This window comes from Corynebacterium tardum (assembly GCF_046717785.1).
Lineage (GTDB): Bacteria > Actinomycetota > Actinomycetes > Mycobacteriales > Mycobacteriaceae > Corynebacterium.
In genome coordinates, this window is record NZ_CP177104.1 from 1,401,093 (window position 1) to 1,420,020 (window position 18,928).

17 protein-coding genes and 1 riboswitch are annotated in these 18,928 nt (G+C 62.0%); of the genes, 8 read left to right on the forward strand and 9 right to left on the reverse strand.

The window, feature by feature from the left end; translation table 11 throughout:
- Positions 1 to 13: 13 nt before the first annotated feature.
- From ACLI1P_RS06720 to ACLI1P_RS06730, 3 genes are all read left to right on the forward strand, one after another.
- On the forward strand, positions 14 to 859 hold the full coding sequence (locus ACLI1P_RS06720) for a carbohydrate ABC transporter permease (RefSeq protein ID WP_306507213.1): 846 nt from the start codon (positions 14 to 16) through the stop codon (positions 857 to 859).
- Between the two features lie 3 nt (positions 860 to 862).
- On the forward strand, positions 863 to 1,771 hold the full coding sequence (locus tag ACLI1P_RS06725; protein WP_306507212.1) for a carbohydrate ABC transporter permease: 909 nt from the start codon (positions 863 to 865) through the stop codon (positions 1,769 to 1,771).
- Between the two features lie 84 nt (positions 1,772 to 1,855).
- On the forward strand, positions 1,856 to 2,485 hold the full coding sequence (locus tag ACLI1P_RS06730; protein WP_411708424.1) for a hypothetical protein: 630 nt from the start codon (positions 1,856 to 1,858) through the stop codon (positions 2,483 to 2,485).
- Positions 2,486 to 2,568: 83 nt separating this feature from the next.
- Here ACLI1P_RS06730 and ACLI1P_RS06735 read toward each other — a convergent pair whose 3' ends face one another.
- On the reverse strand, positions 2,569 to 2,952 hold the full coding sequence (locus tag ACLI1P_RS06735) for an RNA polymerase-binding protein RbpA (RefSeq protein WP_296132324.1): 384 nt from the start codon (positions 2,950 to 2,952) through the stop codon (positions 2,569 to 2,571).
- Positions 2,953 to 3,095: 143 nt separating this feature from the next.
- Between ACLI1P_RS06735 and ACLI1P_RS06740 the strand changes: the two genes are divergently transcribed.
- The 3 genes from ACLI1P_RS06740 to ACLI1P_RS06750 are packed head-to-tail and all read left to right on the forward strand — an operon-like array spanning position 3,096 to position 4,329.
- Positions 3,096 to 3,455, forward strand: a complete 360-nt coding sequence (locus tag ACLI1P_RS06740; RefSeq protein WP_408930527.1) for a hypothetical protein — start codon at positions 3,096 to 3,098, stop codon at positions 3,453 to 3,455.
- A 5-nt stretch (positions 3,456 to 3,460) separates the two neighbouring features.
- Positions 3,461 to 4,159, forward strand: a complete 699-nt coding sequence (locus tag ACLI1P_RS06745; protein ID WP_408930528.1) for a YceI family protein — start codon at positions 3,461 to 3,463, stop codon at positions 4,157 to 4,159.
- A gap of 5 nt (positions 4,160 to 4,164) precedes the next feature.
- Positions 4,165 to 4,329 (forward strand): hypothetical protein, encoded by a 165-nt coding sequence (locus tag ACLI1P_RS06750; RefSeq protein WP_296132317.1) that lies wholly within the window; start codon positions 4,165 to 4,167, stop codon positions 4,327 to 4,329.
- A 15-nt stretch (positions 4,330 to 4,344) separates the two neighbouring features.
- On the opposite strand, the gene ACLI1P_RS06755 is transcribed toward ACLI1P_RS06750, so the two are convergent.
- Positions 4,345 to 5,880, reverse strand: coding sequence for a bifunctional hydroxymethylpyrimidine kinase/phosphomethylpyrimidine kinase (locus ACLI1P_RS06755; protein ID WP_408930970.1), 1,536 nt, complete (start codon positions 5,878 to 5,880; stop codon positions 4,345 to 4,347).
- Positions 5,880 to 5,979: riboswitch (TPP riboswitch) on the reverse strand. It overlaps the preceding gene by 1 nt.
- Before the next feature lie 85 nt (positions 5,980 to 6,064).
- The gene (locus ACLI1P_RS06760) at positions 6,065 to 6,970 is read right to left on the reverse strand and encodes a Dyp-type peroxidase (protein ID WP_296132315.1); all 906 of its coding nucleotides are present in this window, start codon (positions 6,968 to 6,970) and stop codon (positions 6,065 to 6,067) included.
- Positions 6,971 to 7,567: 597 nt separating this feature from the next.
- Here ACLI1P_RS06760 and ACLI1P_RS06765 point away from each other — a divergent pair.
- Both ACLI1P_RS06765 and ACLI1P_RS06770 read left to right on the forward strand, forming a co-directional pair.
- On the forward strand, positions 7,568 to 8,941 hold the full coding sequence (locus ACLI1P_RS06765; protein ID WP_411708425.1) for an MFS transporter: 1,374 nt from the start codon (positions 7,568 to 7,570) through the stop codon (positions 8,939 to 8,941).
- 306 nt (positions 8,942 to 9,247) lie between these two features.
- The gene (locus tag ACLI1P_RS06770) at positions 9,248 to 12,049 is read left to right on the forward strand and encodes an FAD-binding and (Fe-S)-binding domain-containing protein (protein WP_411708426.1); all 2,802 of its coding nucleotides are present in this window, start codon (positions 9,248 to 9,250) and stop codon (positions 12,047 to 12,049) included.
- A 21-nt stretch (positions 12,050 to 12,070) separates the two neighbouring features.
- On the opposite strand, the gene ACLI1P_RS06775 is transcribed toward ACLI1P_RS06770, so the two are convergent.
- The 6 genes from ACLI1P_RS06775 to ACLI1P_RS06800 all read right to left on the reverse strand — a co-directional run bounded on the left by ACLI1P_RS06775 (position 12,071) and on the right by ACLI1P_RS06800 (position 18,897).
- On the reverse strand, positions 12,071 to 13,201 hold the full coding sequence (locus tag ACLI1P_RS06775; RefSeq protein WP_408931439.1) for an ABC transporter ATP-binding protein: 1,131 nt from the start codon (positions 13,199 to 13,201) through the stop codon (positions 12,071 to 12,073).
- Between the two features lie 27 nt (positions 13,202 to 13,228).
- The gene (locus ACLI1P_RS06780) at positions 13,229 to 14,539 is read right to left on the reverse strand and encodes an ABC transporter substrate-binding protein (protein ID WP_408931438.1); all 1,311 of its coding nucleotides are present in this window, start codon (positions 14,537 to 14,539) and stop codon (positions 13,229 to 13,231) included.
- A 72-nt stretch (positions 14,540 to 14,611) separates the two neighbouring features.
- The gene (locus tag ACLI1P_RS06785) at positions 14,612 to 15,583 is read right to left on the reverse strand and encodes a carbohydrate ABC transporter permease (RefSeq protein ID WP_296132303.1); all 972 of its coding nucleotides are present in this window, start codon (positions 15,581 to 15,583) and stop codon (positions 14,612 to 14,614) included.
- Positions 15,584 to 16,558 (reverse strand): carbohydrate ABC transporter permease, encoded by a 975-nt coding sequence (locus ACLI1P_RS06790; RefSeq protein WP_296132299.1) that lies wholly within the window; start codon positions 16,556 to 16,558, stop codon positions 15,584 to 15,586. It abuts the gene before it with no gap.
- A 240-nt stretch (positions 16,559 to 16,798) separates the two neighbouring features.
- Complete coding sequence (locus tag ACLI1P_RS06795; protein WP_411708427.1) at positions 16,799 to 17,554, reverse strand: glycerophosphodiester phosphodiesterase; 756 nt, start codon at positions 17,552 to 17,554, stop codon at positions 16,799 to 16,801.
- Positions 17,555 to 17,610: 56 nt separating this feature from the next.
- A complete protein-coding gene (locus ACLI1P_RS06800) occupies positions 17,611 to 18,897 on the reverse strand; it encodes an SAM-dependent methyltransferase (protein ID WP_306507247.1) in 1,287 nt (428 codons plus the stop codon).
- Positions 18,898 to 18,928: the final 31 nt, after the last annotated feature.

An 18,928-nucleotide genomic window follows, 5' to 3' on the forward strand; every position in this document is an offset into this window, starting at 1 on the left:
AGGTCGCACCACCATGCAAGCAACACTGAAGAAGTACTTCCCAGTATTCGTCTTGCCCACCCTGCTGGCATTCATGATTGCCTTCTTGGTCCCGTTCGTTGTAGGTTTCTTCCTCTCCTTTACGAAGTTCACCACGATCACCAAGGCCAAGTGGGTGGGCCTAGACAACTACGCCAAGGCCTTCTCTGAGCGCGAGGGCTTTATCTCCGCCTTCGGTTTCACCGTCCTCGTCGTCATCGTTTCCGTCATCACCGTCAACGTCATTGCGTTCCTGCTGGCGTGGATGCTCACGCGCAAGCTGCGCGGCACGAACTTCTTCCGCACGGTCTTCTTCATGCCGAACCTCATCGGCGGCATCGTGCTGGGCTACACCTGGCAGACGATGATCAACGCTGTGCTCTCGCACTATTCCACGACGATTAGTGCGGACTGGAAATTCGGTTACGCCGGCCTCATCATGCTGCTCAACTGGCAGCTCATTGGCTACATGATGATTATCTACATCGCGGGCCTACAGAACGTCCCGCCGGAGCTCATCGAGGCCGCCGAGCTCGACGGCGTCAACAAGTGGGAAATGCTGCGCCACGTGACCATCCCCTTGGTCATGCCGTCCATCACCATCTGCTTGTTCCTCACACTGTCGAATTCCTTCAAGCTCTTCGACCAGAACTTGGCGCTCACCAATGGCGCGCCATCAGGCCAAACCGAGATGGTGGCGCTCAACATCGTCAACACGCTGTTTAACCGGATGAACGTCGAGGGCGTGGGCCAGGCCAAGGCCGTGATCTTCGTCGTCGTCGTGGTCGTCATCGCGTACTTCCAGCTGCGCGCCACCCGTTCCAAGGAAATCGAGGCCTAAGCCATGACTACCTCTACGCAGGCCGTACCTGCCTCCCAGCACAAGGACCACCAGCTGCCGTCTGACAGCGAAACCCGGATGTCCGGCGGGGCCAAGTTCGTGGTGTACGCCATCCTGGTGTTCTTCACCATCGTGTTCCTGGGCCCCATCCTGTTCATCCTCGTCAACTCCTTTAAGTCGAAGTTCGCCATCTCCTCCAACCCGTTTGCACTGCCCATCGGGGAGACCTGGGTAGGATTCGAGAACTTCATGGTGGGCTTGACCAAGCAGGGCTTCCTGGAGGCCACGCTGTGGTCCTTCGTCATCACCATCCTGTCCGTCATCGTCATTGTGTTCTTCTCCGCCATGACGGCGTACTACATCACCCGCGTGAAGACGTGGTGGACCAACCTGCTGTACTACCTGTTCGTGGTCTCCATGATCATCCCGTTCCAGATGGTGATGTTCCCGACGGTGAAGATTGCGGACATGCTTCACCTCAACAACCCCCTCGGAATCGTGGTCCTGTACCTCGGCTTCGGCTCGGGACTGTCGGTGTTCATGTTCGCCGGCTTCGTGAAGTCGATCCCCATCGACGTGGAAGAGGCCGCGATGATCGACGGCTGTGGCCCCATCCAGAACTACTTCCGGGTGGTGTGGCCCATGCTCAAGCCCACGGCAGTGACCGTGGCTATCTTGAACGCCATGTGGGTATGGAACGACTACCTGCTGCCGTACCTGGTCATTGGCTTGTCCACGCGCTACAAAACCATTCCGGTGGTCATCCAGTCCTTCGTTGGCTCCAACGGTAACCGCGATATGGGCGCCATGATGGCCATGCTGGTGCTCGCCATCATCCCGATCGTCATCTTCTATTTCTCCACGCAGAAGCACATCATCGAAGGTGTCGCCGCAGGTGCTGTGAAGGGCTAGCGTGCACTAGCGCTTCGCCGCATCCCCCGAAATAGGCCTCCCGGTTCACTCCACCGGGAGGCCCTTCTATTAGGTTTGATCTCTATGAATCGATTCCTCGGGCCCGAGTCCAAGTTCTATGCCGTCCTGAGCTTGTTCGCTGACCTCGTGATCGTCAACGTTCTGCTCGTCATCACCTGTTTCCCCGTCGTCACGGGTGGCATGTCCCTGCGAACCGCCCACGAAGTGATAGGGGAGATGGTGCGCGAGGAGGGCTCACGCCGCGGTTCTGCGTTCGTACGCCGCATCCTCACCAGGCCAGCCCCCAACACCGCGTGGTGGCTCCTATACCTTCTCCTCGTGGGCCTCGCCGCCTACGAATTTGCCGTCATTGCCCAGGCCGATCTGGGGTCCATGGGTCTGGTGCTCCGCGCGGCGTTGATCTCCGGCCTCATTGTCCTGGGCTGCGTGAGCGTATGGTTCTTCCACCTCGACAGGCCCGGACTGTCGTTTACGCAGCGCTGCGCGCAAGCGATGACCCGGGCGGTTGCGCACCTGCCGCGCACGGTGCTCGCTATTCTGCCGGCTGCGCTGATGATTCTCTTCCCGTTCTTTGCGCCGGGCCAGTGGGGCAGCTACCTATTTTTCCTCGCGGTAGTAGGCCCTGCTCTGGCCATCTATCTAGCGGAGCTGGCCCTCCAGTGGCCTGAGCTCTCCAGCAGCGGTGGCGCGTAGAGAAGCCGCCAAGGAAAGAAGCCAAGACATGACAAAAGGGGTGCTGACAAGCACCCCTTTTTTGCTCTTCAGCCGGTGTCGGCTTAGGACTCCTTGGCCTCTTCTTCCTTCTGCTCCTTGAGCAGGCGGGCAGCTGCCCGGCGGCGGGAGCGCAGGTTCTCAATGCGCTCCGTCAAAAGCTCATCCAGCTCCTCAATGGAACGGCGCTCACGCAGCATGTCCCAGTGGGTACGCGGCGGCTTCGCCGGCTTGGACTCCACGCCCTCGCCCTCGACGAGGGTGCCGAGCTTGCCGTTCTTGCACATCCACTCCTCGGGGATTTCCGCGTCGTCAGCGAAAGGCACCTCGTAGATATCGCCGTCCTCAGTGCGGTACTTCACCATCTGGCGCGGAGCCAAGTCGTGGTCGCGGTCGGTTTCGTAGCTCACAGCGCCCATGCGGCTGCCGCGCAGTACGCGATCTGCCATGCAACATCATCCTTTTCAAGCAGTGTTAAAGCATTGAGGGTCCAGGATCGGGTTCGACCTTTATCACCCAAAGTTCCACCAGTATAACGAATGCTGCTTGGGCTTTGTTCCCAGCCCAAGGATTATGGGCTAAGGTGTGTGGAGTGATTGGTACACAGGACCGACAGCATGGCTCGCCTCGGCGTAACGCTGCGGCCACCTGCCAATGGTGCGGCAAGGAGATCGCACAGGGAGGCCGGGGCCGGCCGCGCAAGTTTTGCTCGCCGTCGTGCAAGCAGCGCGCCTACGAACAGCGCAATAACGTCGCCGGAACCCAGATCCCGGCGGATGCCGTTATCTTGACGCCAGAGAAGGCTGATCGCCTCCGGGACGGCTTATTTGAGTTGCGGTGCTGCGCTCAGGACGTGGCAACGGCGGCGTCGGAAAGCGCCAGCCCAGAAGAGATAGAAGAACTGTGCGCCGAGCTGGTCACGCTCGCGCGCAAGCTCGAGGAATTGAGATAGGACGTATGAAATCGTTGTTGGGAAACCGAAAGCTCGTCATCACCATCTTCGTGGTGTTGATTCTCGCTTCCTCGGCGCTGGCCTTCGGGCCGCTGGTGTTCTCGTTGGTAATGGGCAGGGGAGTCAAGACTGAGCCGGTCAACGCCGAGAGGACCCAGGCCGCCACGACAGATCTGGAAGGCGAGTGGAACGTGGTCAAGGGCTCGCCCTACAACTTCACCTCTGCCGGTTTCACCATCGATGAAATCCTGCCCGCAGACAAGCGCACTACATCCGGCTCCACCAAGGACGTCACCGGGCAGGCCACGATCAAGGGCTCTACGGTCGAGGACGCCACGATCACCGTTGACATGGCGACGCTGACGACGGACAAGAAGGTCCGCGATCAGAACATGAAGTCCAAGCTCTTTGAAGTAGACGAGTTCCCAGTGGCGACGTTTACGCTGACCGAGCCGGCGGACCTCTCCGCAGTACCTGACGACGGCTCCGCGGCCACCGTCTCGCTCACTGGTGACCTCACCATCCATGGCGAGACAAAGCAGGTGACCAATGATTTCCAGGTGGTACGCGACGCAGACACCGTCGTGCTGGGCGGCGACATTCCGCTCAACCGTCTCGATTACGGCGTGGAAACCCCGGAGATGATCGCGGCCAAGATCTCCGAGGTCGGTGCGGTCAACGTCCGCGTGACTCTCCAGAAGTAGCGACGATGGGCTACCGCCGCCTGATCCCCGCCCTGTGGGTGCGCCTCGTCGTCCTCATTGCCTTTGGTATCTTTGTCCTCACGCAGGACATGCCGTGGCTCGCGGCCCTCGCCGTGGTGCTGGGGCTTTTAACGATAGGCCAGCTCGTGGCCGCCTACCGCCAGCGCTAAGATCGCCGCGGGGCACTAGAAGCGCCGGTCCGCCTGGTCGAAGAAATCCACCTCGTGGATGCAGGCGCTGATGTAGGCGCGCTCGGCGCGGGATCGCGTTTCTTCGTCCGCCCGCGCCAGGGCTTGCTCCACAATCTCCAGGCTGCGTCGAACGCTGCCCAGGAAGTCCTCACCGCCGTAGACCTTAAGCCACGCGTGGTAGGGGTGGTCTTCCGAATCGTGCTCTGCCAAATAGAGGCCCACCTCCGCGTACAGCCAGTAGCAGGGGAGCACCGATGCCGCTGCCACCACGTAGTCATCGGTGTGGGTGCAGCGGATCAGAAAGTCGGTATAGGCGCTGGTGACTCGCGACGGCGCCGAGGAGACCCTTCCCTGGAGCCAGGTGCGGTGGAGCTCTGCTTCTTCTGCGAGGCAGCCATAGGCGCTTTCTGCCCAGTGGAGCTGTTCTTCGGTGCTCGGCGCCAGGCTAGCCAGCCGTGCCAAGGCCTTCGAGTAGGACGACAAGTACTGGGCGTCCTGATCGAGGTAGAAGGAAAACGCCGACTCATCCAGGGCACCGGATCCTAAGTCCTCGATGAAGGGCAGAGCCACGATAGCGTCCCACTGCGCCGCCGCGATGTTCCAGAGGCGCTGGGTGTGCGGGCCGGCTGCGGCCACGCGGGGCTGCGCCGCCTGTGCCTCTTCCTTGAGCGGGCCGGCGAGGTGGGGTAGCGGCACCGCGGAGGCTGCCCGCATGAGACGCTGGGCGCGATGGAAGTGGTCGACGGGGCCGTGACCAGTGCCGACGCGGAGCGCATCGGCGTGTGCAATGGCCTCATGCAACCACTGCGTGGACCACTCCAGGGCAGCCGCAGCATCGTCGCCGGCGCCCAGCCGCGTGGCCAGCGCCGAGGACAACGAGCAGCCGGTGCCGTGAGTGTTCTTGGTGTCCACGCGAGTCGATTGCACCCGGTGCACCTGACCGTCTGGGGCCACCACGGCGTTATCAGCACACCGCGAGTTCAAGTGACCGCCCTTGACCACAACGGCGGTGCCGGCCTCGCGCGCCCACGTCGTAGCGGTAGCAATGGCCTCGTCCAAACTGCGGGCTTCCTCGGTCTGAGTGAGCACCGCCAGTTCCTTGAGGTTCGGTGTGATGACATCCGCGCGGCGGCACAGCTCGCGCACGGCTTGCTCTGCCTCTTTTTCCAAGAGGCGGTCACCGCTGGTAGCAACCATGACAGGGTCAAGGACAACTGGAACGGACGGATCGAGGCCGTCGAGGAACTCCGCCACCACGTGGGTAATGCTGGCGTCAGCCAGCATGCCGATCTTCACCGCATCAATGGCCACGTCATCGCGAACGGAGTCCAGCTGCTCGCGGAGAAAGTCCACCGGCGGGACATGGACGCTGCGCACGCCCTGGGTATTTTGCGCCACCAGGGCGGTCACCACGGACATTCCATATCCGCCCGCGGCGGCAATGGCCTTCAAATCAGCCTGAATTCCCGCCCCGCCGGTTGGATCGGTGCCGGCAATAGACAGGACACGGGGGTAGGCGCCGCGCGCCACAAAGTCGTTCACAACTATCCCTTCGCTAGTGCTAACTAAGTGCAGGTTCAATGGGTCTATATCTCAGCCACACCACGTGCGGCACCCCATGTTGTGAGCCACAGCCTAACAAAGACGCACAGGTAGCGTGGGCACAATGCCCAGATTGTCTACTTCCGTGCGCCGCAGGGACTTAGTCTGGTAGCTAGTGTGGGAGCTCGTCGAAGCTATCCATCAGCTCCGCGCTGGGCACGAAGAAGTTGGTGCCGGTCAGCGCCGTGGAGAAGTCAAGGATGCGGTCGTAGTTGCCTTCCGGATCGCCGATGAACATGTTGCGCAGGCGCTGGTTGATGTGCTCCGGATCCTTGGCGTAGGCGATGAAGTACGTTCCCATTTCACCCGCGGCGAAGGAGCCAAAGACCATGTTCTCGCGGTAGATATCCTCATCCAAGTCATTGAGCGCCACGTGCGAGTTCGATGGCTTCGTCTCCTCATCCAGCTCAATATCGTCAGCCTTGGTGCGGCCGATCACGCGTTCTTGTTCCTCGGTGCTCAGCTGATTCCACGCGGCCAAGTCATGAATATATTTCTGTACCGTGACATAAGATCCGCGTGGGTAGTCAGCATCGTCTTCCAACAAAACCACGCCCAGGGCTTCATCGTCGAACGGGTTAGCCGTTCCGTCCACAAAACCCAAAAGGTCGCGCTGATCCAGGTACTTGAATCCTTGCGTCTCATCGACGACCGTGGCGTGCGCGCCCAGCTGGTCCAGCACGTGGCGAGCCATCTCGTGGCACAGGTCGTAGGAGTTGGCGCGGAAATGCAGGAGGATATCGCCAGGCGTGGCGGGCGCATCGTGCGCGGCGTGGATAGCCTCGAAGTCTTTGAGAAGGCTCGGGCGCGGAGCGCTAGTTAGACGCGACCACATGGAGGCACCGATGCCGACCACAGTATATAGATTTCCGTCATTGTGACGGAATTGCACCGACTTGTAGGTGCCGGTAAATCCGGTCAACATATCCCGAGTTGCCTGTTCGCCGCCGGGGGCGATGTTCAGGACAAGAAAGAGAGCTGCGCGAGAAGGTTTGTCTACAACGTGTTGAATAGGCATAACTCCCAGACTAGCGCCGCGAGCCACGCCCGCGCTGACGACACCCGCTCACCGGTGCGCGCCGCTAGGCGGATACCGCTGGATAGCACACCGACACGCGGCAAGCGCCCGCGCGGCATAGATATAAGGAACGGGGCCCAGGCGGACAGCGCGGCACTGACAGTATGCCAAAGCCGGGTGGAGTAAGCCGCCGCCGCAAGTGTCAGCATATGTAATTGTCCGATAATGTACATTATGTCAGATTATATGGACGCCCCACACCTCCACCGTGCCCGTCCGAATCACCTCATATGCCACACCTTGAGTCCTGACCCATGGTTCCCGGCAATGTCTAGAGCGCGCTTGTCGACGCCTCCATGTCTACCGACGTGCGCCGGTCGGCACGACGTCGACAAGCACTCGGCCCAACGCCAGTCTCAACGCCAGCTTCAGCGCCCACTCCAGGACCCACTCCAAGGCCACACCCTCGTCCCAGACAGTGAAACCTCGACACTCTGTGAATGTTTCACGTTGTGGGACTTGTATTCCAAACAGTGAAACGATAGGATTCCTTCCACAACCAATCAACCTATTGAAATCCCCAAGGAGGCTGCTCCGATGACTGCAGTGGACACCGCGCCGCAGACTCAATCAGTTCCCGCGCCTGCAGAGCTCACCCCACGAGACCGCGTGCGCGTGGCCGTGGCGTCAACTATCGGCACCACCATCGAGTTCTACGACTTTTACATTTATGCCACCGCCGCCGTGGCGGTGTTCCCGTTCCTCTTCTTCCCTAAGACGGATGACCCGACGGTAACGCTGCTGCAGTCCTTCGCCACTTTCGGACTTGCCTTTATCGCTCGCCCGCTGGGCTCCGTGGTCTTCGGCCACTTCGGCGACCGCATCGGCCGCAAGGCCACTCTGGTGGGCGCGCTGCTCACCATGGGTATCGCCACCTTCTGCATCGGCCTGCTACCTACCTATCAGACCGCCGGAATCATCGCCCCGGCGTTGCTGGCACTGATGCGCTTCTGCCAGGGCTTGGGCCTGGGCGGCGAATGGTCGGGTGCGGCGCTGCTGGCCTCCGAAACCGCCAAGGACGGCAAGCGCGCGTTTGCCGCAATGTGGCCGCAGTTCGGCGCACCATTCGGATTCCTGTTGGCCAACGGCTTGTTCCTGTTACTGGTTGCGACCATGGACTACACCCGCGGGGATACTACCGGCGCCTTCATGCAGTGGGGCTGGCGCCTGCCCTTCCTGTTCTCTGCCGTCATGGTTCTCATCGGCCTGTATGTGCGCTTGCGCTTGGAGGAAACTCCGGTCTTCCAGAAGGCCGTGACCCAGGGCAAGAAGGCCAAGACCCCAATGGTGGAAGCCTTCAAGACCTCCTGGAAGCCGATGATCATCGGAACCTTCGTCATGCTCTCCTGCTACACCCTGTTCTACCTGGTCACTACGTGGATCCTCTCCTACGGCATTGGTGATAAGGCCCAGGGCCTCGGCCTGGGCATCCCGTACCTGGAGTTCCTAGAGATTCAGCTCATTTCCATCTTCATGTTCATCGTCGGCATCCCGGTCTCCTCCATGCTGTCTGATAAGTACGGGCGCAAGCCGGTGCTCATCGTGACCTCCGTGGTGATGATCGCCTTCGGCTTCAGCTTCCCGCTCTTCCTGGGGCTGGACGTCGCTGACCGCAACTCGGTCCTGTGCTTCCTGCTGGTCGGCATGTTCTGCATGGGCCTCATCTTCGGACCGATGTCCGCAGTCCTGCCAGAGCTCTTCCCCACCAACGTGCGCTACACGGGTTCTGGAATTGCCTACAACGTCTCCTCCATTCTCGGCGCCGCCGTCGCCCCGTTCGTCGCGACCTGGCTGGTGAGCACCTTTAACGTCAACTACGTCGGCTACTACTTGGTGGCAGTCTGCGTGGTCTCTCTCATTGCCATCCTGGTGATGAAGGAGCTCAAGGACCAGGACCTCAGCGAGGTCTAAGCCGCACAGCGCTCTCCCCTATTCTCTCCCCCGATCCACTCGATTCAACCTCCCACGCCTTCCGGCCCTGGGAGGCCTTCGCCGTTTTTCAACGCCCAGTACACCCGAACGGGGTGCGATCCCGCTCGCTGAAAAGAAGCCGCCCAGAATTGGGAACATAGTTACTGTCGCGCGATAGATTAGAGGTATGTCTAAGCTCCTCAGCCCCGATTCCTCTCACTTTCCCGCCCAGCGGACGCTACGAGCCAGGCCGACGCGGTACCCGCACGCTACCGCCACGGCTCCCCCGCTGACCTCGTTGCGGACATGGAAGCCATCGTCGGCGCAGACAATGTCCATGGACGTTTGACGGACCTCGTCCGCTTCTCCTCCGACGCCGGCCCGTACCGGGCCATTCCCAACATCGTGGTCTCGCCGCGCAACGCCGCGGACCTGGCAGAGCTGATGAAGTACTGCGAGACAAACCGCCGGCACATGACCTTCCGTGCGGCCGGCACCTCGCTCAATGGTCAGGCGATGGGTGATGACATCCTGGTTGATGTCAAAACGAACTTCACCGGCATGGAGGTCCGCGACGGCGGCCGCGCCTTGTGGTCCCGGCCTGGCGTCATTCTGGGCGATGCCCAGGCGGTGCTCTCCCGCCACGGCTTCATGCTAGGGCCCGACCCAGGGTCGACCTCGGTGTGCACCATCGGCGGCGTGCTGGCGGATAACTCCGGCGGCATGCGCTGTTCCCTGGAGCGCGATAGCTACCACTGCGTCGAAGAGCTCACCTTCGTCCTCCCCTCAGGCACCATCGTGAACACTGCCCATGGCGACGCCGCCTTCCGTGCTCAGGAACCGGAACTTCACGCCCAGCTCCTGGATTTCCGCGATAGGCTGCGCGCCAACACGGAGATGGTGGAGTTTCTGCGCACCAAGTTCTCCATCCGCAACACCAACGGTCTGCGCATCGATGCCTTCCTGGATGAGGACGAGCCAGTCCACATTCTCAAGCGCCTGCTCGTCGGCTCTGAGGGCATCTTCGGAGCCATCACGGAGTCCGTTATTCGCACCGTGAAGCTGCCGCGTGTGAAGGCCACCACCTGGGTGGAGCTTCCCAACCTGCGTGATGCCGCCAACGTGGTGCACCCCATCATGGAAACCGGCGCTGAGGCCTGCGAGCTGCTGGTCGCCCCCGTCATGCGCCGCTCCGCCGAGCACTATTCGCACGCGCCGGAGTCGTGGCGTGGCCTGGACGATGACGCCGCAGCCCTCCTCGTAGAGGTCGGCGGCAGCGACGAGGCGGACTTGGCGGCCGCGATGGACAGGCTACGCACAGTGCTTGGCGACGCCCCACTGACCCGCCCCCTCGAGTTCGAAACCTCCCCGGAAGGCATGCGCGGTGCCTGGGAGCTGCGCAACGGCCTCTACGGCCTCTTGGGAGCCGATCGCCCCAATGGAACGGCGTACATCACCGAGGATGTCTGCTTCCCGCCGGACAAGGTGGGCGAGGCAGCCGCCGATCTGATGGACCTGCAGATCAAGTATGGCTACCCGGAATCCGTCATGGGCCACGCCGCCTTTGGCAACCTGCACTTCTTCTTCACCCCGCGCTTCGACCGCGAATCAGAGCGCGAGTCCTACGCGAACTTCCTTGATGAGTTGGCGGAGCTAGTCATTGACAAGTACCAGGGCTCGATGAAGGCAGAGCACGGCACCGGCGTCAACATGGCTCCCTACCTGGAGCACGAGTGGGGCACGGAGGCCTTCGAGCTCTTCTGGGAGGTCAAGCACATGCTGGATCCGAAGGGCATCCTCGCTCCCGACATCAAGCTCACCCGCGATCAGACTATCCACCTGCGCAACTTCAAATCCTTCCCTAAGGTCGAGGACGGTATCAATCCCTGCGTGGAGTGCGGCTTCTGCGAGCCGGTCTGTCCGTCGCGCCACGCCACGGTCACCCCGCGCCAGCGCATCGTGCTGCGCCGCGAGATGGCCCGCCAGGAGGAGGGCTCCGAGGTCCTTGCCCAGTTGCAGGAGGAGTACCAGTACGACGCAGTGGATATGTGCGCCGCTGACGGCACCTGCTCTATCCCCTGCCCCATTAGCATCGACACCGGCGCTGTCATGAAGCAGCTGCGCGCCCAGCAAGCCACGCCGGCCCGGGAGAAGGTGGCGCTGACCACAGCGCAGCGCTGGGACGTAGTGGAAAAGCTCGCCCGCGCAGGCGTCATCTCCGCGAATAAGATCCCACGCAAGCCGCTGGAGTTGGGCGCCAACATGGCCCGCAACGTCGTGGCACCTGACCTTCTGCCCACCGTTCCGGGCCCGTTGCCGAAGGGCGCGTCGCGCCTGCCGGAGACCCCGCGCGAGGGCGCCCAAGCGCTCTACTTCCCTGCGTGCATTAACCGCATTTTCGGGCGGCCTGCGGGCGCAGCACCAGACTCGGTGGATCTGCCGCGCGCCGTAGTGGAATTGGGTCGTCGCGCCGGCCAGCCAGTCTGGATCCCGGACGACGTCAGCGGTGATTGCTGTGGCACCCCGTGGTCCTCCAAGGGATACAAGGAAGGCTTTGGCTACCAGGCCCAAAAGATCGTCCGCGACCTTTGGCACTGGTCCGAGCACGGCCGCCTGCCCATCGTAGTAGACGCCGCCAGCTGCACCCACGGCCTGCTGGACTCGGTACCGGACGCGCTGTCCGACGCCGACCGTGAACTCTGGCAGGACCTCCGCATCCTCGACGTGGTGGAGTGGCTGCGCGACGAGGTAGCCCCGCACCTGCCGATTGTGCACAACATGGGCTCCATCGCGGTACATCCGACGTGTTCGACGGAGCACATGGGCATTAGCCAGGACCTGGTAGATCTGGCCAACCTCTGTGGCGACGCCAAGGTTCCGGAAGGCGCGATGTGCTGCGGTTCCGCCGGCGACCGCGTCATGCTCCACCCGGAACTGGTCGAGTCCGCGACGCGCGAAGAACGCGCCTCGCTCAACGCCGAGCACTTCGATGCCTACGTCTCCGATAACCGCACCTGCGAGATGGGCCTGGAGATGATTGCCGGCAAGACCTACGACTCGATCGCGGTCCTGCTGGAGCGAGCCTCACGCCCGGTGGTCACCCCATAGGAGAGCTGCCGCGCGCGAGGTTTAAAGGTAGTCGTAGTTGATTTCGGTATCGGGCGCGAAGAACACGCAGCCGCCCTCCATCGGGCGCAGGTAGATCGTGTCGCCCTGGTCCACGGCGATGCCACGCGGCACCTTCACCGTGATGCGGTCGCCGCGGACGGCGATGACGTCATCGGCCGTCTCCTCGCGGCTGCCGTAGACGTAGAGTTCGGAGCCCAAGTGCTCCACAATATCGACGCGTACCGGCAGGCCGTACTGCTCGCCCGGCTGGTTCACGCCGACGATCTCCCAGTTCTCCGGGCGCACGCCGACGATGACGCGGTCCGACTCCACCTTGGCCGCCTGCTCGCGCGGCATGAAGTAGTCCAGCGCGTGGTCCTTGCCGCCGACTACGCGGCCGTCGACGAAGGGCACGTTTTCGATGAGCGTCATGGCGGGCGAGCCGATGAACGTGGCGACGAAGGTGTTGCCCGGGTTCTCGTACAACGTGTTCGGCGCGTCAACCTGCTGGATAATGCCCTGCTTGAGCACGCAGACGCGGTCACCCATGGTCATCGCCTCGGTCTGGTCGTGCGTGACGTAGACCGTGGTGGTGTTGAGCTCTCGCTGCAGCTGCAAGATCTGCGCGCGAGTAGACACGCGCAGCTTCGCGTCCAGGTTAGACAGCGGCTCGTCCATGAGGAAGACCTTGGGCTGGCGCACGATGGCGCGTCCCATGGCCACGCGCTGGCGCTGGCCGCCAGACATCGCGGAAGGCTTGCGGTCGATGAGGTCCTCTAGCTCGAGCATCTTCGTGGCAAAGTCCACGCGCTCGTTGATAGTAGCCTTGTCCACCTTGGCGTTTTGCAGTGCGAACGCCATGTTCTGGCGCGCTGTCATGTTGGGGTACAGCGCGTAGGACTGGAACACCATGGCTACATCGCGGTCCCGGGAACGGGTCTCCGTCACGTCCGAACCGTCGATGAAGATCTGGCCTTCGTCGATCGGCTCGAGGCCGGCGAGCATGCGCAAGGTCGTCGACTTGCCGCAGCCCGAGGGGCCGACGAGCACCAGGAACTCGCCGTCGTGAATGCGGAGGTTAATGCGGCTGACCGCCGGCGGCTTCTTCGGATCATAAATCCTGGAAGCTTGGCGGAATTCAACAGTAGCCATGATGTCCTTTCAACTTCTTCCGAAGAGTTACTTAAGCTTCGGGGTGATGTCGCGGTCGATAACGCTCTGGGTTTCCTTTTGCAGGTCACCGAATACGGTCTCGACGTCCTCGTCGCCGACGGTGATGCGGTCGAGGGCGCCGCCGATGCGCTGGCCGCCGCCCGGAACGAAGACGCGGGCGTAATCCTGCGGCTTGGTGTTCTCGTTGAGCTGTTCGATGGCCGTCTGCGCGTTCGGGTTCTCCTCCAGGAACTTCTTCTCCTCCGGATCATCCAGTGCGTCCTTGCGCACCGGCATGTAGCCCGTCTTCTGGGAGAACTTGATGGTGTTCTCGGTGTTAGTCAAGAAGTCGATGAACTTGACCGCGTTGGCCTTGCGCTCGTCGGAGATATTGTTCGGCACGGCCAGGCCAGCGCCACCGGTAGCTGCCGACGGGCCAGGGCCCGGCAGGTACGTGGTAATGAACGGGACGGTCGCGGTCTCCTTGAGGCCGCCCAGGGAGCCGGTGGACTCGAGCAGGCCGGAGGCCTTGCCGGAGCCGAAGGCCACGGTCGGGTCGGTGGCGATCTCAATGTGGCCAGCCTTGACCTGATCCTGCAGGAACTTACCGGCCTTGATAGACTCCTTGGAGGTGAAGTTGGGCTCCCACTCGTTGGAGTAAGAACCGTCAAAGGCCCAAATCATGCCCTGGAAGTACCAATCCAGGTAGTTGGAACCGTCCGGAACGGTCACGGCAGGCTTATCCAGCTTGTCCTTGATGGCGGTCGCCCACTCGTCGAATTCCTCCCAGTCCTTCGGGCCGCGATCGGTGGGCAAGCCGGCTGCCTTGAGGTCATCGGTGTTCCAGTACATCAGGTTGGTCGAGCGGGAGTACGGAACGCCGTAGTGCTTGTCGTTGTACTTGTAGTCCTCACGCAGGGTATCGACGTAGCTGTCGGAGTCGATGTCGTTCATCTCCCACAGATCATCGAGCGGCGTGGTGGCCTCATTGAGCGCGAAGTTGAACCAGGTGACGTCGGACGCGACGAGGACGTCCGGCAGGTCGCCGCCGGCCAGTGCGGCGTTGAAGCGCTGTGCGACCTCTTCGTAGTTGGAGCCGGCGGTAACCAGCTCAACCTTCAGGTCCGGGTTTTCCTTCTCGAACTCGTCGATAAGCTCCTGCTCCAGGTCACGGGAGGAGCCCGGGTGGTTGGACCAGAAGGTGATGGTGTTGGCGTCTCCGCCATCCTTGGAGCCATTGCTTGCAGTGGTCGAGCCACCCGCGCACGCGGTCAGGGAAGCGGTAGTGAGAAGTGCCGCGCAGACGGCGACGATGCGAGTAGAAGCCTTATGAGACATGGGAAGTTCTCCTTAAGTGTAGAAAGATGTGTGGACGTGATGGGGTGGGCACTGGCGTAGCCGGCTGACTGTCTAGCCCTTGACCGCGCCCGCGGTCAAGCCCTTGATCATCGGCTTCTGGAGTATCAGGAAGATGAGGATCATGGGCAAGGTCGTGAGCACGGTGCCGGCCATCACCGGCGCCCAGTTGGTAACGCCTTCCGCGTCCTGCAAGCGGGTCAGGCCCACCGGGAGAGTTGACGAGGCCGGCGTAGAGGTAATGAGGAAGGGCCACAGGTACTGATTCCATTCGGTGACCACGGTGATGAGGACAAACGCGGACAGCGTTGGCCACGACATGGGCAGAACGACGCGGAACAAAGTGGTAAAGAAGCCCGCCCCGTCCATGCGCGCAGCCTCCAGAATCTCCGGGGGCAACGACTGGAAGTGATTGCGCATGAGGAAGGCACCGAACGCCACGCCCGCGAGCGGGATGATGACGCCGGCATAGGTGTCCCTCCACCCCAGCGACGCAACCAGCGAGTAGTTCGAGATGATGGTGATCTGGTTCGGCACCATGAGTGAGGCGATGATCAGCATGAACAGCAGGTTGCGGCCCGGGAAGCGGATGAACGCGAAGGCATAAGCCGACAGCACGCCGAGGACCACCTCGACCACCGTCAGAATCAGAGTGATGAAGATGGAGTTCTTCAAGTAGCTGGAGAAGCCGGACGTCTGCCAGACGTAGGAGTAGTTCTCAGCCTTGAACGGGTTGGGCCAGAAGGTAATCGGATCCGAGTACACGTCCTGGAAGGACTTGAAACTGGTGATAAAGATGAAGTACAGCGGCACCATGATCATCAGGACAGTCAGCGCCAAGGCAATGTAGCCGATGACCTTCGTGGCCGGGTGCGTGTGGTCCATCGGCGCACCCAGACGCTTGCGCTGGGCTTCAGTGATGACGGGCGCAGCGATGGACTGGGAGCCGGGAACCGGGGGCAGCTCGCCTTTCGCTTGCGGCAGCCCCACCTGGACCGACGCCGGGATTGCGTGGTTGTCAGACATTTACTTGTCCATCCTTTCCTGCAGCTTGATCTGCAGCACCGTAATGACCAGCACCACGAGGAACATGATGGTGGCCACCGCAGCACCGTATCCGGCACGGTTGTTGATGAACGTCTCCTGGTACACCTGGAACACCATCGTGGACGTGCCGTACCCGAAGGGCCCGCCGCCGGTCATGGCATTGATGATGTCGAAGACCTGGAAAGAGTTGAGCAGCACGGTAATCAGCAGGAAGAAGGTGGTGCCGCGCAGCTGCGGGAGGACGACCCGGAAGAAGTGACGCGCGGCCGGGGTGCCGTCGATTTCGGAAGCCTCATCCAGATCGCGGCGGCGCCCCTGCAGGGCAGCAAGATAGATGACGAAGACGTAGCCGACGTTCTTCCACACGTAGGTCACCGTAATCATGAACAGTGCCCAGTTTTGATCCTGGTAAAAGTTCGGTGACTCTACCCCGATGAGCCCCAGGAAGTACTGGATAAGACCGTAGTTCGGGTCGAAGACGAACTGGAAGGCCACACCGATGGCAGCACCGGCGATGACGTAGGGCGCGAAGACAATCGAGCGCACCGCCGCGCGGCCGAACAGCTTCTGGTCCAGCAGCAGGGCCAGTCCAAGGCCCAGCACCATAGAGCCCGCAACCGCGAAGAAGGTGAACACCACGGTGTTAAACACCACGCGGCCGGTATCCGGCGCCTGGAACCAATCGATGTAGTTCTGCAGGCCGACGAAGGTCATCGTCGGCGACGAGATATTCCAGTTAAAGAAGGAGATACGAATGTTATCGACCAACGGCCGATACGTAAACAAGATGAGTAGGAGAAGGTTGGGGCCAATAAGCAGTGCCGCGAGACCGATCTGTCTCCAGTCGAGCTTTCGCTTGCGCGGGTTGCGCGCGTACTCCTCGGAGACGACCGGCTTTTCGGTCACGGCCGGGATGGCGGCCGTGCGCACGCTTGCCGGGTTGGATGTTGCCATGCAGAAGAAGCTAGACCAACACGGTTAACAAAAGGTTTATTAAAGGTTCTCTTCGGTTAAACAACGGACAAACTTCCGGCGCTCTACGTGCCAAACCCGCCGTCACGCGTGGGGAACGCTGCGGCAATGTGTCTGGGAGTGGCCTATCAGACCTCTGGAAAGAATCTCAGTGTCCCAATGGTCACACCTAGACCTTTTACGCGCGCAAAATCACAGAAGCCTAGATCGGGTGTTCTCTTGCTAGCTCTGCGACATGACCTCGAGCGCCATCTCCGGCAGGTCCGTCGCCATGAGCTCTACCCCGTGGTCGCGGCACCATGCCATGTCCTTCGGCAGGTTGACCGTCCACACGTAGGACGGGCTATCAACGCCGTCAAAGAAGTCCGCCTCCATCCGCGCCTGGCGGATGGACGGGCCGTACCCGGTTGCGCCCTCGAGTGACTGCGGGAGGTCCTCTGCCGGTTCCAGCAGGAGGAAGGACTGCAGCGCGGGCAACAGCGCCCGGAAGCGGGCAATCGCCTCAGGGTTGAAGGAAATGAGGCTAATGCGCGGGTCGGCATCCATCTTCCTGCTGCACAGGACCTCCGCTACCGATTCCTCGAGTCGAGCGCCGAACGGCGATGGGTGCTTAGTCTCAATGAGCAATTGCTTTCCGGGGTAGGACTCCACAAGCTCTACAAGTTCACTTAGCAGCATGATGCGCTGGGGATCCTGGGCAGTACCAAAGTTGAGTGCGCGAAGCTCCTCCAGCGTCATCTCTCCGACTGCTCCCGTGCCCTCCGAGGTCCTGTCCACAGTCTGATCGTGGATAACCACGACGTGGCCGTCCTTGGTCAGATTGACGTCACACTCCACGCCCGCCACGTCAAGCGTGAGGGCCTCGTCGAAAGAGCGGTAGGTATTCTCCGGATACCACCCGTTATAGCCTCGGTGCGCGATGATTCCTGTGCCGTCTGGCATGTCCTTCTCCTCCGGCAGTGCGATATGGGTTGGCATTGGCGCCGCCCAGTGTAGACCCAGTAAGCGGACAGTGAAGGCCTAGGCAATATCTGCTAACGCCGCCCGCCACGGTGCCGGTGTGTGGCCACCAGCTGTACCGCGTCCACCATTCCCAAGGTCAGAAGGGCCTCACGCAGCGCGAACTGGAACGTCCACAAACGCCGGAAGACCTGGTCGAAGCCCGCGGCGGCGGCCTCCCTGAGGCGGCCGTCAAAGAAGCTGCGCTGATAGCGCAGGGCCGCCACGTAGTGCGAACCCACGTGCGTCTGCGCCACGATGCGCAGGTTGGAGCGCTTATCGCACAGCTGGTGGGTCTCCTCGACCGTGGGAAAATCCAGTCCCGGCCAGATGTAGGCTCGCAGGATCTGGAGTGCAGCGCGCGCCGCCGGGGTCATCTTGTCCGTGGCAAATAGTGACGCCACGCCGGCGCGCCCTCCGCTCATCAGGGAACGATCGAGCACTTGTACGTAGTGCTTGCGCTCCGCCGGCGAGAGGGTTTCCAGCTTCTCCACACTCACGATGGCGTCATAGCGCCCGCGCCAGCGCTTCGGCTCCGGCAGCGCCGAATCGATGACTTCCACGTGCGCGGAATCGCCCGCGCCCTCCAACAACAGCTGTTCGTTAAAAACGGCCTCTTGCGCGGCGTCGCCCGTAAGCACGTCCACTGTGGCGCGGCGAGCCACTGCCTGCACCGCCACCTGCAGTCCTGTTGCCGGATAGACCAGAAGGTGGGTTCCGGCGGTGCACCGAGTGGCGTCGAGAAGCCACTGCGCCGCGCGGCGCTGTGCATCACCCAAATCGTCCCTGTCCGTGGCAGTTGGTTCCGACACCGTAGTGACGTCGACGAAGTGCTCTTTGGGCTCCCGCCGGCCCGCGCTGTAACTGCGCACAGCCTGCCGCACCGTCGTGGGCACGCCGGAGGCAAAGATTCCGCCAGAATGGCTCAACGAATCGCCCGCGTACAGCTTCACCAGATCCATCGGCAGCTCACCTGGCGTGGAATCCTCCACCGGAAGCTCCTTGGCCTTCGGCTTGTACCCCACCCCAAGCAGGCACTGCAGGACCATGACCAGCCGGTCCGAATCAGGCGTGGTCCATTCGCCCGCGAGGTAGGACTCCCCCAGCCCCAGCCAGCCAGAGTCGGCGATGCGGGCAAAGAGGGCGTCGTGCAGCACGGTGATGTCGGGGTCCTCGCCCTCGAGTTCAATCCCCGCCTTGGCACACGCCTGGGCGAACTCCGCCTCCACGCGCCGGGCAGAGTGGCGCGCCCGCCGCGAAGACGGAACGGACGCCACGCCGGGCCACGCCTCGGCATCGATCGAAGCCAGGTGGTCATACACGGTGGAAGCAGCCTCCTCGTCGCACAAATGT

Excerpts from the sequence above, each read along its gene's own strand:
- ACLI1P_RS06750 (WP_296132317.1), top strand. The coding sequence starts at position 4,165 with ATGGGCTACCGCCGCCTGATCCCCGCCCTGTGGGTGCGCCTCGTCGTC.
- ACLI1P_RS06735 (WP_296132324.1), bottom strand. The coding sequence starts at position 2,952 with ATGGCAGATCGCGTACTGCGCGGCAGCCGCATGGGCGCTGTGAGCTAC.
- ACLI1P_RS06790 (WP_296132299.1), bottom strand. The coding sequence starts at position 16,558 with ATGGCAACATCCAACCCGGCAAGCGTGCGCACGGCCGCCATCCCGGCC.
- ACLI1P_RS06720 (WP_306507213.1), top strand. The coding sequence starts at position 14 with ATGCAAGCAACACTGAAGAAGTACTTCCCAGTATTCGTCTTGCCCACC.
- ACLI1P_RS06765 (WP_411708425.1), top strand. The coding sequence starts at position 7,568 with ATGACTGCAGTGGACACCGCGCCGCAGACTCAATCAGTTCCCGCGCCT.
- ACLI1P_RS06770 (WP_411708426.1), top strand. The coding sequence starts at position 9,248 with ATGGAAGCCATCGTCGGCGCAGACAATGTCCATGGACGTTTGACGGAC.
- ACLI1P_RS06795 (WP_411708427.1), bottom strand. The coding sequence starts at position 17,554 with ATGCCAACCCATATCGCACTGCCGGAGGAGAAGGACATGCCAGACGGC.
- ACLI1P_RS06745 (WP_408930528.1), top strand. The coding sequence starts at position 3,461 with ATGAAATCGTTGTTGGGAAACCGAAAGCTCGTCATCACCATCTTCGTG.
- ACLI1P_RS06725 (WP_306507212.1), top strand. The coding sequence starts at position 863 with ATGACTACCTCTACGCAGGCCGTACCTGCCTCCCAGCACAAGGACCAC.
- ACLI1P_RS06785 (WP_296132303.1), bottom strand. The coding sequence starts at position 15,583 with ATGTCTGACAACCACGCAATCCCGGCGTCGGTCCAGGTGGGGCTGCCG.
- ACLI1P_RS06730 (WP_411708424.1), top strand. The coding sequence starts at position 1,856 with ATGAATCGATTCCTCGGGCCCGAGTCCAAGTTCTATGCCGTCCTGAGC.
- ACLI1P_RS06780 (WP_408931438.1), bottom strand. The coding sequence starts at position 14,539 with ATGTCTCATAAGGCTTCTACTCGCATCGTCGCCGTCTGCGCGGCACTT.
- ACLI1P_RS06775 (WP_408931439.1), bottom strand. The coding sequence starts at position 13,201 with ATGGCTACTGTTGAATTCCGCCAAGCTTCCAGGATTTATGATCCGAAG.
- ACLI1P_RS06760 (WP_296132315.1), bottom strand. The coding sequence starts at position 6,970 with ATGCCTATTCAACACGTTGTAGACAAACCTTCTCGCGCAGCTCTCTTT.